The sequence below is a fragment of the Burkholderia sp. AU44665 genome, from assembly GCF_030504405.1.
GTDB lineage: Bacteria > Pseudomonadota > Gammaproteobacteria > Burkholderiales > Burkholderiaceae > Burkholderia > Burkholderia semiarida.
In genome coordinates this window covers 303,185-317,726 of sequence record NZ_JAUJRI010000002.1, presented here as the reverse complement: position 1 = coordinate 317,726, position 14,542 = coordinate 303,185, and the positions used below count along the sequence as shown (strand labels likewise).

Annotated in this window: 14 protein-coding genes and 1 pseudogene; 4 read left to right on the top strand and 11 right to left on the bottom strand. The window is 65.4% G+C overall.

All coding sequences use genetic code 11. The annotated features are described in order from the left end of the window. Window positions 1-27: 27 nt before the first annotated feature. The 5 genes from QZM15_RS06560 to zwf all read right to left on the bottom strand — a co-directional run bounded on the left by QZM15_RS06560 (window position 28) and on the right by zwf (window position 5,846). Entirely contained in the window at window positions 28-720 is a 693-nt protein-coding gene (locus QZM15_RS06560) for a hypothetical protein (protein ID WP_124657646.1), read from the bottom strand. Then, complete coding sequence (locus QZM15_RS06555) at window positions 717-1,364, bottom strand: hypothetical protein (protein ID WP_302106062.1); 648 nt, start codon at window positions 1,362-1,364, stop codon at window positions 717-719. Before QZM15_RS06555 ends, QZM15_RS06560 begins: the two co-directional genes overlap by 4 nt. Before the next feature lie 337 nt (window positions 1,365-1,701). Then, window positions 1,702-3,630, bottom strand: a complete 1,929-nt coding sequence (locus QZM15_RS06550) for a bifunctional transcriptional regulator/glucokinase (protein WP_302106061.1) — start codon at window positions 3,628-3,630, stop codon at window positions 1,702-1,704. After that, window positions 3,608-4,288 (bottom strand): 6-phosphogluconolactonase, encoded by a 681-nt coding sequence (gene pgl, locus QZM15_RS06545; RefSeq protein WP_302106060.1) that lies wholly within the window; start codon window positions 4,286-4,288, stop codon window positions 3,608-3,610. The genes QZM15_RS06550 and pgl overlap by 23 nt, the downstream gene beginning before the upstream one ends. Window positions 4,289-4,376: 88 nt before the next feature. After that, entirely contained in the window at window positions 4,377-5,846 is a 1,470-nt protein-coding gene (zwf, locus tag QZM15_RS06540; protein ID WP_059638885.1) for a glucose-6-phosphate dehydrogenase, read from the bottom strand. 430 nt (window positions 5,847-6,276) lie between these two features. Between zwf and QZM15_RS06535 the strand changes: the two genes are divergently transcribed. The 4 genes from QZM15_RS06535 (at window position 6,277) to QZM15_RS06520 (ending at window position 10,679) form a co-directional block, all read left to right on the top strand. After that, entirely contained in the window at window positions 6,277-7,524 is a 1,248-nt protein-coding gene (locus QZM15_RS06535; protein ID WP_059574129.1) for an ABC transporter substrate-binding protein, read from the top strand. Between the two features lie 138 nt (window positions 7,525-7,662). After that, entirely contained in the window at window positions 7,663-8,601 is a 939-nt protein-coding gene (locus QZM15_RS06530) for a carbohydrate ABC transporter permease (RefSeq protein WP_059499909.1), read from the top strand. Continuing rightward, window positions 8,591-9,448 (top strand): carbohydrate ABC transporter permease, encoded by an 858-nt coding sequence (locus QZM15_RS06525; protein ID WP_011544828.1) that lies wholly within the window; start codon window positions 8,591-8,593, stop codon window positions 9,446-9,448. The genes QZM15_RS06530 and QZM15_RS06525 overlap by 11 nt, the downstream gene beginning before the upstream one ends. 112 nt (window positions 9,449-9,560) lie before the next feature. Next, on the top strand, window positions 9,561-10,679 hold the full coding sequence (locus tag QZM15_RS06520; RefSeq protein ID WP_124859572.1) for an ABC transporter ATP-binding protein: 1,119 nt from the start codon (window positions 9,561-9,563) through the stop codon (window positions 10,677-10,679). Window positions 10,680-10,752: 73 nt separating this feature from the next. On the opposite strand, the pseudogene QZM15_RS06515 reads toward QZM15_RS06520, so the two are convergent. The 6 genes and pseudogenes from QZM15_RS06515 to trxB all read right to left on the bottom strand — a co-directional run. Continuing rightward, a pseudogene (locus tag QZM15_RS06515) lies at window positions 10,753-10,833 on the bottom strand (trimeric intracellular cation channel family protein); the annotation flags it as partial. 9 nt (window positions 10,834-10,842) lie between these two features. Further along, complete coding sequence (locus tag QZM15_RS06510) at window positions 10,843-11,043, bottom strand: hypothetical protein (RefSeq protein ID WP_059574127.1); 201 nt, start codon at window positions 11,041-11,043, stop codon at window positions 10,843-10,845. 13 nt (window positions 11,044-11,056) lie between these two features. Next, the gene (locus QZM15_RS06505) at window positions 11,057-11,419 is read right to left on the bottom strand and encodes a hypothetical protein (protein ID WP_302106059.1); all 363 of its coding nucleotides are present in this window, start codon (window positions 11,417-11,419) and stop codon (window positions 11,057-11,059) included. A gap of 300 nt (window positions 11,420-11,719) precedes the next feature. Continuing rightward, window positions 11,720-12,370, bottom strand: a complete 651-nt coding sequence (locus QZM15_RS06500) for a trimeric intracellular cation channel family protein (protein ID WP_059574124.1) — start codon at window positions 12,368-12,370, stop codon at window positions 11,720-11,722. Beyond that, window positions 12,330-13,109 (bottom strand): Smr/MutS family protein, encoded by a 780-nt coding sequence (locus QZM15_RS06495; protein ID WP_059574123.1) that lies wholly within the window; start codon window positions 13,107-13,109, stop codon window positions 12,330-12,332. Before QZM15_RS06495 ends, QZM15_RS06500 begins: the two co-directional genes overlap by 41 nt. Window positions 13,110-13,245: 136 nt before the next feature. Then, the gene (gene trxB, locus QZM15_RS06490) at window positions 13,246-14,208 is read right to left on the bottom strand and encodes a thioredoxin-disulfide reductase (protein ID WP_059574122.1); all 963 of its coding nucleotides are present in this window, start codon (window positions 14,206-14,208) and stop codon (window positions 13,246-13,248) included. Window positions 14,209-14,542 lie beyond the last annotated feature (334 nt).

Here is a 14,542-nt window from a genome sequence, read left to right as displayed (position 1 = left end):
CGAATGTGCGAAAGCAGCGAAGAGCGACTACAGCGCATTCGTGAATGCTTGTTCAGATAGCGACTGCCATGCGAAGCCCGCGCGATGCGCGGTGGTTTGCAAAGCGCGGGTCAGCGAGCGCGTGAACGCGGAAGTGAGCGACAGAATACCGGCGATATCACCATCGACCCCGGGGCGCATGACACCGACCAGGTGATGCGCGCGCGGTGTTTTTTGTTCGGTTGCTGCGTGCCGTATCCAGTTGTCGCCGGCAAGCGCCTGCAGGGTGTCTCGTGAAACGATCGGGGCGGGCGCGTGATGCTCCGAGATCAGCACGACTTGTGCCTGACTGTCCCACGCATAGCCGGGTGCGTCGAACAGGAGCTTCGCTGTGTCGACGGCATGTGTCGAAACGAGCACGGTGCGTGCAGTCCCGCGATGTACCGCGGCGCGTGCATGGGCCGCGAGGCCGGCAATATGCAACGGCTGCGACGTATCGTCGCTCGATGACAGTGCGATCGCTTGTTTAGCGGGCGGTACGACAGGAAAGGTCAGGGTCGCGACGGAGGTGAGTGCGCGGGCGAGTACGTCAGCGACGCCGGGCGGTACACCGGCGTCGACGGCGCGCGGTTCGACGTGCCAGCCAATCAGGATGACGTCGGCGGCTGGCGGCGGCAATGGACCGAGTTGCCACTGCGAAAGGGTTGGCGTCTCGCAGACGAGAATCGTGGGGGCGCTCATTGCGTTTTTGCGTGAGGTAATGGCGTGAAGATAGCATCACCCCAGTCATAAATGGTGCCGCCTAGTGTGGCGCCCGCCTGATATCCGGCGTATCCGCCAATCACGCAGCCAGCCAAACCGCCGATTGCCGTGCCAAGCGGTGTTCCCAGGGAGCCGATCGACGCGCCCACAGGTCCTACAGTCTTGCAGCCGATCCACGCGAGCGCCCATCCAGCAGTGACCTCGGATGCACGACGAATGGGGCGACTGGCTACGACAACGGATGCGATGTCAAGCGCAACGCCGAAAATCGCAAGCACACGTCCAGCATGGCGAAAATATTTGGCCGAACGATACGCGCCCGCTCCTAATTGCTTGATTGGCGTATGGTCGCTGATACCGAACGTTTCGTACGTGCCTCGTTGATTCCAATGATAATCGACCGTCTTCGTCTGGACGTTGTATCCGTAATCCAGACGGAGATGCTTGCGCCCCGATACGTCCTGGAAAAAAAGCGTGGAGGTCGAGCCTCGCTTGGGCATGGCGCCTCGCGGCCGCAATTCTATGCACAGGCCTTGCGTGCCGGGTATTGGGATGCGGATGGCGCTCGCCATGCCTATCGAATAAGGGATGCTGCCGGATGCGGGGGCGTTGGGGTCGGACATGGCGGTGTTGATGGTTAATCGAGATACGTTCGGACCCGTGACTTGCGTTGAGAATCGTGCACGGTGCAAAAGATGCTTCCGACCATACTTCGATTTTCGATCAAAGCGCTCTCCTTCAGTAATTCGCGTACCGACGTTACGGGCACGGCAGCCTTGTCACCATTGGCGATGCAGCTCGAATTGCAAAGACGTGGCCTTGTTGCACAGTGTTAATTCGTCAACTCGTCCACTGCGGCACACCAACGCCAAGCGGCCCCCAAATGCAAAACACCCCGAACACCGGGCCTGAATCCAGCGTTCGGAGTGTCGTTCACCGAGGCGTTTTTTTACCGCTGCGTCAATCCCGCGCGACGTCCTTCGCCGCCGGCGAAGCCCCATGACTCAACCAGTCGAGCACGTCGGCCGTTTCGTCGTCGGTGGCGCGTGCCCGCGCCTGCGCGACCGCGTCCGGCAGCTCGCCGTTGGTCGATGCGCGACGGATCGCGACGCCCACCGCGAGGATGTCGATCATCAGCAGATGCAGGATTCGCGAGATCATCGACAGTTGCGACTCGCGCATCTCGATGTGGTCGGTCTCGAGCGCGACGGTCGCGCGCTTCGCGAGCGGCGTGTTGCTCGACGTGATCGCGATCACCTTCGCGCCGGCCTGCATCGCGACGTCGAGCACGCGCAGCAGCTCGGGCGCGCGTCCCGACTTCGACACCGCGACGATCACGTCGCCCTTGCCGAGCAGCGCGGCCGACGCGGCCTGCATGTACAGGTCGCCGTACGCGATCGTCGGAATCCCGAAGCGGAAGAATTTGTAGTGCGCGTCCTGCGCGACGATGTTCGAGTTGCCGAGCCCGTAGAACTCGATGCGCCGCGCGCCGTTCAGGATCTCGATCGCGTTCTCGACGTGCTCGAAATTCAGGTGCTCGCGCAGTTGCAGGATCGCGGACACCGTGTTGTCGAGCACCTTCGCGCCGAAGTCGGTGGCCGTATCGCCGAGGTGCACCTGGCTGTGGCTCATCGGGATCGTGCCGGTGAGGCCGGTCGCGAGCTTCAGCTTGAAATCCGACAGCCCCTGGCAGCCGAGCGAGCGGCAGAAGCGGATCACGGTCGGCTGGCTCACGTCGGCCTTGCGCGCGATGTCGACGATCGGGTCGTTGATGATCGAGCGCGGATGGTTCAGCGCGAGATCGGCCACGCGGCGCTCGGCCGGCGTCAGCGCGTCGCGCATCTGGCGGATTCGCTCGAACACCGCCGACGACGCGCCGCCGGAACGGTTCGACAACTGTTCCGCGAGAATCGCCGACACACCGAGGAACGCCGGATATTCGGCGGTGATCAGGTACGTCGGGATGTTCTCGAGGTAGTGCGTGAAGCGGCCCTTCGCCTCGAAGCGCGCGCGGAACGACGAGCGCGTGAACAGTTCGCCCAGCTTCAGCGCGACGCCGCCGCCGATGTACACGCCGCCGAGCGCGCCGAGCGTGAGCGCGACGCTGCCCGCGAACGCGCCGAGAATCCCGCAGAAGCATTCGACCGTCTCGAGCGCGAGCGCATCGCCCGCATGCGCGCGCTCGACGATCTCGACCGTGTCGACGGATGCCGCGACGCGCTTCTTGTCGCGCGCGGCGAGCGCGCGATAGATGATCTCCATGCCGGGGCCCGCGCACACGCGCTCGAACGACACGTGCGGAAACTTCTTGCGCGCGTACTGCAGCACCAGATCCTCGCGCTCGTCCTGCGGCGCGAACGACGCGTGGCCGCCCTCGCTGCCGAGCGCGATCCAGCGGTCGTCCGCCGGGATCAGCCCCGACACGCCGAGCCCGGTGCCGGGCCCGAGCAGGCCGATCACGCTGTTCTGGCGCCGCGTGCCGCCGCCCACCTGCACGCGTTGCGCATCGGTCAGGCCCGGCAGCGCCATCGCGAGCGCGGTGAAATCGTTGACGACCAGCAGCGTGTCGAAGCCGAGCGCGCGGCGCGTCGCCTCGATCGAGAAGCTCCAGTCGTGGTTCGTCATCGTGACCTGGTCGCCGTCGACCGGGTTCGCGATCGCGATCGCCGCGTGGTTCACGCGGCTGATCTTCACGTCCTTCAGGTATTTGCGGATCGCATCGGTGATCGTCGGATAGTCGGCGCCGGGATACACGCGGATCTGCGTGATCTCGCCGGGGCCGGTTTCCAGCGCGAAGCGCGCGTTGGTGCCGCCGACGTCTGCGAGCAGGCGCGGGCCGTCGGCATGCTGACCCGCGACGACCGCCTTACTTTGCACACCAGTAGACATCGAGCTGGGTCCCCTTGTCGTTGGCCAGTTGGGAAATCGCGTTCTTCTGCAGCGACGCGGCCGCGGCGTCGAGCACGTCGCGTTTGCGCTCGCCCGCGATCAGCAGGAACAGCCGGTCGACGCGCTTGAGCGCATCGAGCGAATAGCTCACGCGTGCATGCGGCGCCGCGCCCGGATGCACGGCGACGAAGCGTTCCGGCGTCGTGATCGCGTCGTCCCATTCGGGTGCGTCGGCGAAGATCGACGCGGTGTGGCCGTCCTCGCCCATGCCGAGCACCGCGACGCTCGGCACGCGGTAGTCGGCGTTTGCGTTCAGCGCGGCGACGTGCGCGTCGAGCGTGCTGCGCGTGTCGACGAGCGGCAGGAAGCGGGCAGGGGCCGCCGCGTGCTGCAGCAGCGTGTCGCGCACGAGTTGCGCGTTGCTGGCCGCGTCGTCGTCCGGCACCCAGCGGTCGTCGACCAGCGTGACGTCGACGCCGGCCCAGTCGAGCGCCGCATGCGACAGCGTGTGCAGGAACGGGCGCGGGCTGGTGCCGCCGGACACCGCGAGCAACGGGCGCGCGGGGCCGGCGAGCGCCGCGCGCAGCGCATCGCCGACGGCGCGCGCGAGCGCTTCGCTTTGCGCTTCCTGGGTGTCGAAAGCGTGGATCTCGATCACATCTCCTCCGGACTGCTTTGTCTGTTCAAATCGTACGAATCGTGGGGCACGTTGCCGCGTACGGTGGCGTACGCGGCAACGGTTTGCATCAGTTTTCTTCTTCGAGCCAGCAGGTGTCGTGCTGCGCGAGCATCGCGCTCGACGCGGCCGGCCCCCACGTGCCCGCCGCGTACGGCTTCGGCGGCTTCAGCGTGCGCGCCCATTCGTTCAGGATCGGCTCGACCCACTGCCATGCCGCTTCCTGTTCGTCGCGACGCACGAACAGCGCGAGCCGGCCGTTGATCACGTCGAGCAGCAGGCGCTGGTACGCCTCCATCTGCCCTTCCTTGAAGAACTGGTCGAACGCGAGGTCGAGGTGCACGCTCGCGAGGTTCATCCCTTCGCCCGGCTGCTTCGCGAGACAGTACAGGCGGATCGTCTCGTTCGGCTGCAGCCGGATCACGAGGCGGTTCGAACCGGGGCGCAGCGCGGTCGGCCCGAGCGCCGAATGCGGCACCGGGCGGAAGTTGACGACGATCTCCGCGACGCGGTCGGCCAGCCGCTTGCCGGTGCGCAGGAAGAACGGCACGCCGGCCCAGCGCCAGTTCTCGATCTCGACCTTCAGCGCGACGAAGGTCTCGGTCTGGCTGTCGGGCTTCACGCCCGGCTCGGTCGCGTAGGCCGGCACCTGCGCGCCCTTGATCACGCCCGCATGATACTGGCCGCGCACGGCAACCTTGCCGATGTCGCGCGGATCGATCGGCTTCAGCGCGCGCAGCACGCGCAGCTTCTCGTCGCGCACCGAGTCGGAATCCATCGAGTGCGGCGGCTCCATCGCGACGATCGACAGCAACTGCAGCAAGTGGTTCTGCACCATGTCGCGCAGCGCGCCCGTATTGTCGTAGAAGTCGCCGCGCGCCTCGACGCCGAGCTCCTCGGCGATCGTGATCTGGATGCTCTCGACCCATTCGCGGCGCCACAGCGGCTCGAACAGCGCATTGCCGAAGCGCAGCGCGAGCAGGTTCTGTACCGGCTCCTTGCCGAGGTAGTGGTCGATCCGGTAGATCTGGCCTTCCGCGAAGATCTCGCCGACCGCGTCGTTGATCGCGTTCGACGATTTCAGGTCGTAGCCGAGCGGCTTCTCGAGCACGATGCGCGAGTCTTCGTTCAGGCCGACCGACGCGAGCGCCTTGCAGATCGGCACGAACAGCGACGGGCCCGTCGCGAGATAGAACACGCGGATGCCTGGCAGCGACGCCACCGCGTCGCGCAGCACGCCGTAGTCTTCCGCGCGGCCGAGATCGAGGTGCACGTAGTCGATGCGATCGAGGAAGGACTTCCACGCGGCGTCGTCGAACGCATTGCCGGCCGCCTTCGCCGCATGCGGCTTCACGTGCGTGTCGACCCATTCGAGATAGGCTGCCCGATCCGATTCGTGTCGCGCCACGGCGACGATCCGGCCGCTCGCCGCCAGCATGTTCGCGCGGTGCGCTTCGAACAGCGCGGGCAGGATCTTGCGCATCGACAAATCGCCGGTGCCGCCGAAAAGTACGAAGGTAAAGCTGGAATCGGTATGCATGTGTCTCCGCCGTGTTGGGGTGCCCGGAAGCGATCCGTAGTGCGATAAAAATATTTTTGACACTGAATTGTAGTTTAACTACAATCCGCCGCAAGGGGTAGCACCTGGGCGAAGAAAAAAAGAAGTGCGGTCGATGAACTGCGCGAGCTTCGCCTTCGGGAGCGCCTTGTGCCGAATGTTATCGGACATTGGCGGTGCGCATCGTCGGCGCGCCGTCGGCCCCGGGCTCGCGTCGCATCATCGCGGCGGGCCAGAAACACAAAGAGGAGACACGCCGTTGAATCTCGATTCACGCTTTCTGTAAGAGCCCGGCCGGTCATCGGCCCCGTACGCTGCATGCGTCCCGCGGCTCGATTTCCCCGTCGTTATCAAGAAGCCGGTTCCCGGTCAGGGAACCTCACGAGTTGATTCAGTCTGGAGGAGATAAGTAATGAAAGTTCGCTCGATCATGGGCGCGCTCTGCGCCGCAGGCCTGATGGCTGGCGCCGTGGCGGCGCAGGCAGCCGAGAACGTAACCGTGCTGCACTGGTGGACCTCGGGCGGCGAGTCGAAGGCCGTCGGCGTGCTGAAGGACGACCTGCAGAAGCAGGGCTACGTGTGGAAGGACTTCGCGGTCGCCGGCGGCGCCGGCGCCGCGGCGATGACCGCGCTGAAGACCAAGGTGATCAGCGGCGATTCTCCGTCGGCCGCGCAGATCAAGGGCCCGCTGATCCAGGACTGGGCCGATCAAGGCGTGCTCGTCAACATCGATTCGGCTGCCGGCGACTGGAAGCAGAACCTGCCGCCGGAAATCGACAAGATCATCAAGTACAAGGGCCATACCGTCGCCGCGCCGTTCTCGGTGCACCGCGTCAACTGGCTGTACATCAACAAGGCCGCGCTCGACAAGGTCGGCGCGAAGGTGCCGACCACCTGGCCTGAATTCTTCGCGGTGGCCGACAAGCTGAAGGCCGCGGGCATCCAGCCGATCGCGATGGGCGGCCAGCCGTGGCAGGACCTGACGCTGTGGGAGGACGTCGTGCTGTCGCAGGGCCCGGCGTTCTACAAGAAGGCGCTGGTCGACCTCGACCAGGCGACGCTGACGTCGCCGCAGATGGTGTCGGTATTCGACACGGTGCGCAAGATCCAGGGCTACTTCGATACCGGCCGTAACGGCCGCGACTGGAACCTCGCGACCGCGATGGTCATCAACGGCAAGGCCGGCATGCAGTTCATGGGCGACTGGGCGAAGGGCGAGTTCGAGAACGCGGGCAAGAAGTCGGGCAAGGACTACATCTGCGCACCGGTGCCGGGCACGGCGAACGCGTACACGTTCAACGTCGATTCGTTCGTGTTCTTCCAGCAGAAGGGCGAGAAGAACGCGACGCCGGGCCAGCTCGCGCTCGCGAAGACGATCATGACGCCGGACTTCCAGGAGCAGTTCAGCCTGCTGAAGGGCTCGGTGCCGGTGCGTCTCGGCGTGAAGATGGACAAGTTCGACGACTGCGCGAAGAAGTCGTATGCCGACGAGCAGACCGCGATCAAGTCGGGCGGTTTCGTGCCGTCGCTCGCGCACGGCATGGCGCAAGGCGACGCGACCGCCGGCGCGATCACGGACGTCGTGACGAAGTTCATGAACTCGCAGCAGGATTCGAAGAGCGCGGTCGCCGCGCTCGCGAAGGCCGCGAAGGTCAAGTAACGCGCGCCAGGCGCCCGGCCGGACACGCTTCATCGGCCGGGCGTTTTTGCATGTGCAGCAAACGGGCTCGCCCGCGAGCCCGTGCCGTACCCGGCGCCGGCCAGGCCTGCGTCGCCCTCGTTCCAGGAGTCGAATCAAGTGGCTGCCCCTCTTAGCGGAAACGGATCCGGCGCTGCCGCCGCACGGCGTACGTCGCCGATGTCGGCCTTCGCCGATCGCTGGATCCCGAAGCTCGTGCTCGCGCCGAGCGTCGCGATCGCCGTCGTGTTCATCTACGGCTTCATTCTGATTACCGGCTATCTGTCGCTGACCAACTCGCGGCTGTTGCCCAACTACGAATTCGACGGCTTCGGCCGTTACACGGACCTGTTCCAGAACGACGTGTGGTGGACCTCCGCCGCGAACCTCGGCTGGTTCGGGATTCCGTTCATCGCGATCTGCGTCGCGCTCGGGCTGTTCCTCGCGATCCTGCTCGACCAGCGGATCCGCAACGAAGGCGCGCTGCGCGCGATCTTCCTGTACCCGATGGCGCTGTCGTTCATCGTCACGGGCACCGCGTGGCAGTGGATCCTGAACCCCGGCCTCGGCCTCGAGAAGGTGATGCACGACTGGGGCTGGACGAGCTTCTCGTTCGGCTGGCTCGACGATCCGGACAAGGCGATCTTCTGCGTGGTGATCGCGGCCGTGTGGCAGTCGACCGGCTTCGTGATGGCGCTGTTCCTCGCGGGGCTGCGCGGCGTCGACGGCGAGATCTTCAAGGCCGCGCAGGTCGACGGCGCGACGCTGCCGACCATCTACCGCAAGATCGTGATCCCGAGCATGCGCCCGGTGTTCTTCTCGGTGCTGCTGATCCTCTGCCACATCACGATCAAGACCTTCGACCTCGTCGTCGCGCTGACGGCGGGCGGCCCGGGCACGTCGTCGTCGCTGCCGGCCATGTTCATGTACACGTTTTCGTTCAACCGCGGCCAGCTCGGGCTCGGCGCGGCGTCCTCGGTGATGATGCTCGCGACCGTGGTCGCGGTGCTGGTGCCGCTGATGTATATGGAATCGAGGAGCACCCGCAATGCAGCCTAAGATGACGATCAGCCGGGCAGTGATCTATGCGGCACTGATCCTGTTCGCGCTGTATTTCCTGTTTCCGATCTACGTGATGCTGTCGACGTCGTTCAAGGACCTCGACCAGCTTCGTACCGGCAACCTGCTGACGCCGCCCACCACGTGGACCGTCGACCCGTGGGTCAAGGCATGGAGCGGCGCCTGCACCGGCGTGCGCTGCGACGGGATGAAGCCGTTCTTCCTGAACTCGCTGCAGATGGTGATCCCGGCCGTGCTGATCTCGTCGCTGATCGGCGCGTTCAACGGCTACGTGCTCACCCACTGGCGCTTTCGCGGTGCGGACGCGCTGTTCACGATGATGCTGGTCGGCTGCTTCATTCCGTTCCAGGTGATCCTGCTGCCGATGGCGCGCCTGCAGGGAATGCTCGGCCTCGCGAACACGATTCCGGGCCTCGTGTTCGTGCACGTCGTGTACGGGATCGCGTTCACGACGATGTTTTTCCGCAACTTCTACGTGAGCGTGCCGGCCGAACTCGTGAAGGCCGCGCGCATCGACGGCGCGGGCTTCTTCACGATCTTCACGAAGATCCTGCTGCCGGTGTCGCTGCCGATCTTCATGGTGTGCCTGATCTGGCAATTCACGCAGATCTGGAACGACTTCCTGTTCGGGATCGTGTTCTCCGGCGTCGATTCGATGCCGATCACGGTCGCGCTGAACAACCTCGTCAACACGTCGACGGGCGTGAAGGAATACAACGTCGACATGGCCGGCGCGATCATCGCCGCGCTGCCGACGCTGCTCGTCTACATCGTCGCCGGCCGCTACTTCGTGCGCGGGCTGACGGCAGGCGCGGTGAAGGGGTAAGCGCGGCTTTATCCGATACGACGAACCGGCCGCGCACCCCGCGCGGCGCATCGAAACGAACCCGACGCGGCGCCGGCGTGCGCCGCGCGAGACGAGACAGAGGATTCACAGCATGGCAAGCCTTTCCATCCGTGACGTGTACAAGACCTACCCGAACGGGGTGCCGGTCCTGAAGGGTGTCGACATCGAGATCGAGGACGGACAGTTCCTGATCCTGGTCGGCGGCTCGGGCTGCGGGAAATCGACGCTGCTCAACATGATCGCCGGGCTCGAGACGGTCACGAGCGGCGAGATCTGCATCGACGGCAAGGTCGTCAACGACCTGTCGCCGAAGGATCGCGACATCGCGATGGTGTTCCAGTCGTACGCGCTGTATCCGTCGATGACGGTGCGCGAGAACATCTCGTTCGGGCTGAACATCCGCAAGGTGCCGAAGAGCGAGCAGCAGCAGATCGTCGATCGCGTGTCGGCGATGCTGCAGATCCAGCACCTGCTCGACCGCAAGCCGGGCCAGCTGTCGGGCGGCCAGCGCCAGCGCGTCGCGATGGGCCGCGCGCTTGCACGCGATCCGTCGCTGTTCCTGTTCGACGAACCGCTGTCGAACCTCGACGCGAAGCTGCGTATCGAGATGCGCGCGGAAATCAAGCTGCTGCACCAGCGCCTCGGCACGACGATCGTCTACGTGACGCACGACCAGATCGAGGCGATGACGCTCGGCGACCGGATCGCGGTGATGAAGGACGGCGTTGTCCAGCAGTTCGGCGCGCCGCAGGAGATCTACGATTCGCCGTCGAACCTGTTCGTCGCGGGCTTCATCGGCGCGCCGCCGATGAACTTCATCAATGGCAAGCTGGCCGAGCAGGGCAGCGGCATCGCGCTCGAGATCGACACGGGCCTCGCGCGCAGCGCGCTGAACCTGCCGTTCGACGCGGCGAAGCTGAAGTCGCACGTGGGCCGCGAGGTGATTCTCGGGTTGCGCCCGGAGCGCATCACCGACGCGCGCAACGCACATCACGGCGAGGCGTCGAAGCTGCAGCCGATCGACGTGCGCGTCGACGTGACCGAGCCGACCGGGCCGGACACGCACGTGTTCGCGCAGGTGAACGGCAAGCGGATCGTGAGCCGCGTGCATCCGGCCGCGAACCCGCAGCCGGGGCAGACGCAGTCGCTGCTGTTCGACGTGTCGAAGGCCGTGCTGTTCGATCCGGCGTCGGAAGAACGGATCGCGTGAGGCACTGGATGCGCTGAATGAAGAAGGGGCCGTTTCGAAACGGCCCCTTTCGTCTGTGCATGCCGGTGCCGCGTCAATGCGGCAACCGCACGTCGAACTTGAACGTCGCGAGCCGCGCGGCGAGGATGAAGCCGGTCGCGAGCAGCACGCTGTATGGAGGCAATCACGGACTCGGCAATGACAAGAGATACGAACCGATCGCATGCATGAGCGGCATGAACAGAAGGCACGCGAAGACGGCCGGAAAATAAAATCTCGAGCGGCGGACGGTGGAGAACAGGCCGGCCACGGCGACGACCAGACAAACGGTCGCGAGTGTACCGAACAGGTCGCTATCTGCGATTACCGAAAAGAACGCACGCATCCTTGCCTCGGCATTACTGATTGAATGCAGCGAAATTCCAGCGATACAGCTGGAATTGCTTTAGAAAGTCCTTCACTTCGGCGCCTGTGGTCTCGTTTCTGTAGTCCCACCCTTCCTCGCCGGGGGTGTAGTACCCGGTTTCGACGCTCATACCTGCATAACTGGCGCTTTGCGGATCTGCACGATTGTGGCCGAATATCCTCATGATCGTCGTGAATGGACGGACGATCACACCGCTCGAATTGCCCTGCATGATCGAAACGGACGAGGGCGAGGTGTTTGTGACCGCGCGGAAGTGAAGTCGCGCAGTCGCTTTTTGCTCGGCGCGCCGGGGGCCGCTTCGATTGTCCCGACGCTCTCGCATGTGCTGCACCACGCGCGTTGTCCGACGAACGTGATTTTCCGGCGTTTGCCGTCGTCATCGACGATCGTTCCGCACTTACCGCCATCGAGTACGTAGCCGCCGCTATCCAGCGGATCGCCTTCAACTACCGCGTAAAAAATAGTCATGCCGCACCCGTTCGCGTTTGTCGGGCGAAACGTAGCACGGGGTTGTCGATTGCGAAAGGGAATTGTAAAAAACTGTGTCCGATCGATCGGGCGTTTTCGGATCACCGGCGTGCGGCGACGAGAAGCCGGTTTCGACGGCCCCTCGTGCCTCAAACAATGCCCGGATTCAATGCGGCAACCGCACGTCGAACTTGAACGTCGCGAGCCGCGCGGCGAGGATGAAGCCAGTCGCGAGCAGCACGCTGTACACCGAGTCGAACTGCAGCCACACGAGCAGCAGGTAGAACCAGCAGCCGACGAACGCGCAGGTCGCGTACGGCCGCGAATCGCGCAGGATCAGCGGGATGTCGTTGCACAGCACGTCGCGGACGATCCCGCCGACCACGCCGGTAATCACGCCCATCATCACCGCGATGAAGCGCGGCATTTCGGCGTCGAGCGCGATCGACGTGCCCGAGATGCTGAAGATGCCGAGCCCGATCGCGTCGGCGATCAGCAGCAGCCGTTCGGCCGACAGCCGCGACAGCATCCGCAGTACGAACGGCGCGAACAGCGCGAGCACGAAGATCGCGATCACGTAGTCGTCGTGCACGACCCAGTAGAACGGCCGGCGCTCGAGCAGGATGTCGCGCAGCGTGCCGCCGCCGAAGGCGGTCGCGAGCGCGACGACGAACGTGCCGACCGAGTCGAGGCGGTTCTTGCGTGCCTCGATGAACCCCGAAATCGCGAATGCGAGCGTGGCGATCGCCTCCAGTACCGCGATCGCGAGCGTCAGCCTAGGATGCGGCACGCGGCCCCCGGTCGGCCGGCGTCGCATGCGGCTGCAGCAGCACGAGCACCGCGCCTGCGCCGCCGTCGTGGCCGCGCGCCTCGCAGAATGCGATCACTTCCTCCTTCTGCACCAGCCATGCGCGCACCTTGCCCTTCAGCACGGGTTCCTTGCCGATCGAGCCGAGCCCCTTGCCGTGGATCACGCGCAGGCAGCGCAGCCCTTTCTTGCCGGCTTCGCGGATGAATTCGGCGAGCGCGTCGCGCGCTTCGTCGCGCCGCATGCCGTGCAGATCGATCTGCGCCTGCACGATCCACGCACCGCTCCTCAGCCTGCGCACGACGTCGCGGCTGATGCCGGGGCGGTGGTAATACAGCGAGTCGTCGCTGTCGAGCAGCGTCTCGGGATCGAACTCGTCGGACAGCGTCGCGTTCAGCACGGCTTGCTCGTCGCGCTGCGTCTGCTTCGGCACCGGGTCGGGCGGCGTGCGGCCCGACGACGCGCGCGGCGGCGCGTTCAGCGGCCGGATCGCGCCGATCTCGTTGCGGAACAGATTCGCGTCGGCTTCCGCCTTGCGCTCGGCCTTCTCGGTTTCGATGCGCGCGCGTTCGCGGCGATCGGCTTCGCCTTGCAGCGACTTGCGCAACGCGCCGAGGCCCGCGAGGCCCTGACCGCGCAACGCGGCCGCGTCGAGGGCGGGCGGCGGCGCCTCGGGCGCCGGGGTCACGGGGCGGGCAGCGATCTTCCGCTTCGCGGGATCGCTCGGGTGGGGCTGGTTCTTCGCCATGATTCGGTAACGGGGCAGGCGCGTTCGGGCGCGCGGGCAGAAAAAAAGCCGCTGCGCGGCGGCAGCGGCTTTCCGGTCGAGCCCGCTTCGCGGCAGCGGACGCCATTGTAGCGCCCGCCGCGGCGAGGCTCCCGGCTCACTTCTTGTCGTGCAGGCTCTCGAGGTAGCGCTGCGCGTCGAGCGCGGCCATGCAGCCCGTGCCCGCGCTGGTGATCGCCTGGCGATACACGTTGTCCTGCACGTCGCCTGCCGCGAACACGCCCGGCACGCTCGTCGACGTCGCGTTGCCTTGCAGGCCGCTCTTCGTCAGGATGTAGCCGTCCTTCATTTCGAGCTGGCCCTGGAACAGGTCGGTGTTCGGCTTGTGGCCGATCGCGACGAACACGCCCTGCACGTGCAGGTCTTCCGTCGCGCCGGTCTTCACGTTCTTGATGCGCAGGCCCGTGACGCCCGACTCCTCGCCGGTCACTTCGTCGAGCACGTGATCCCACTTGATGTCGACGACGCCTTCCTTCTGCTTCTCCAGCAGGCGGTCGATCAGGATCGGCTCCGCGCGGAACTTGTCGCGGCGGTGGATCACGGTGACCTTCTTCGCGATGCCGGTCAGGTACAGCGCTTCCTCGACGGCCGTGTTGCCGCCGCCGATCACCGCGACTTCCTGGTTGCGATAGAAGAAGCCGTCGCAGGTCGCGCAGGCGGACACGCCCTTGCCCATGAACGCTTCCTCGGACGGCAGGCCGAGATACTGCGCGGATGCGCCGGTCGCGATGATCAGCGAGTCGCACGTGTATTCGCCCGAGTCGCCGATCAGGCGGATCGGCTTTTCGTGCAGCTTCGCGGTGTGGATGTGGTCGAAGACGATTTCGGTGTTGAAGCGCTCCGCGTGCTCCTGGAAGCGCGCCATCAGTTCCGGGCCTTGCACGCCCTTCGCGTCCGCCGGCCAGTTTTCGACATCGGTCGTGGTCATCAGCTGGCCGCCCTGCGCGATGCCGGTGATCAGCACCGGGGACAGATTGGCGCGTGCCGCGTAGACGGCGGCCGTGTAGCCGGCGGGGCCGGAACCGAGAATCAGGACTTTGGCGTGTTTGGGCGTGGACATATGCGAATCCGTAAAAGGCGGCCGCGGCGGGCGGGGTAGGGCTCGCCGTACGATCCGGATTGACCGGGATGCCGTCATAGATGGGTATCAGACGCGCATTATAAAGGCCCCGTTGCTGCGCTGCCGAACGAGAGTTTCAATCGTGGCGATAGCGTTTGGCGGCCTGCCGTCCGTACCGGGGCGGCGGGGCGGGCGGCGGTTTGCCATGTGGCGGCGCGTTGTCGCAGGCGCGGGCATCCGGCCGGCTGGCAGCCGCCGGCGGCGCCGGTTGGGCGCCCCGTTCCCGCCATGTAACCGTCATTTACACTTGGCGGCGCGATGCAGCGTTTACAAT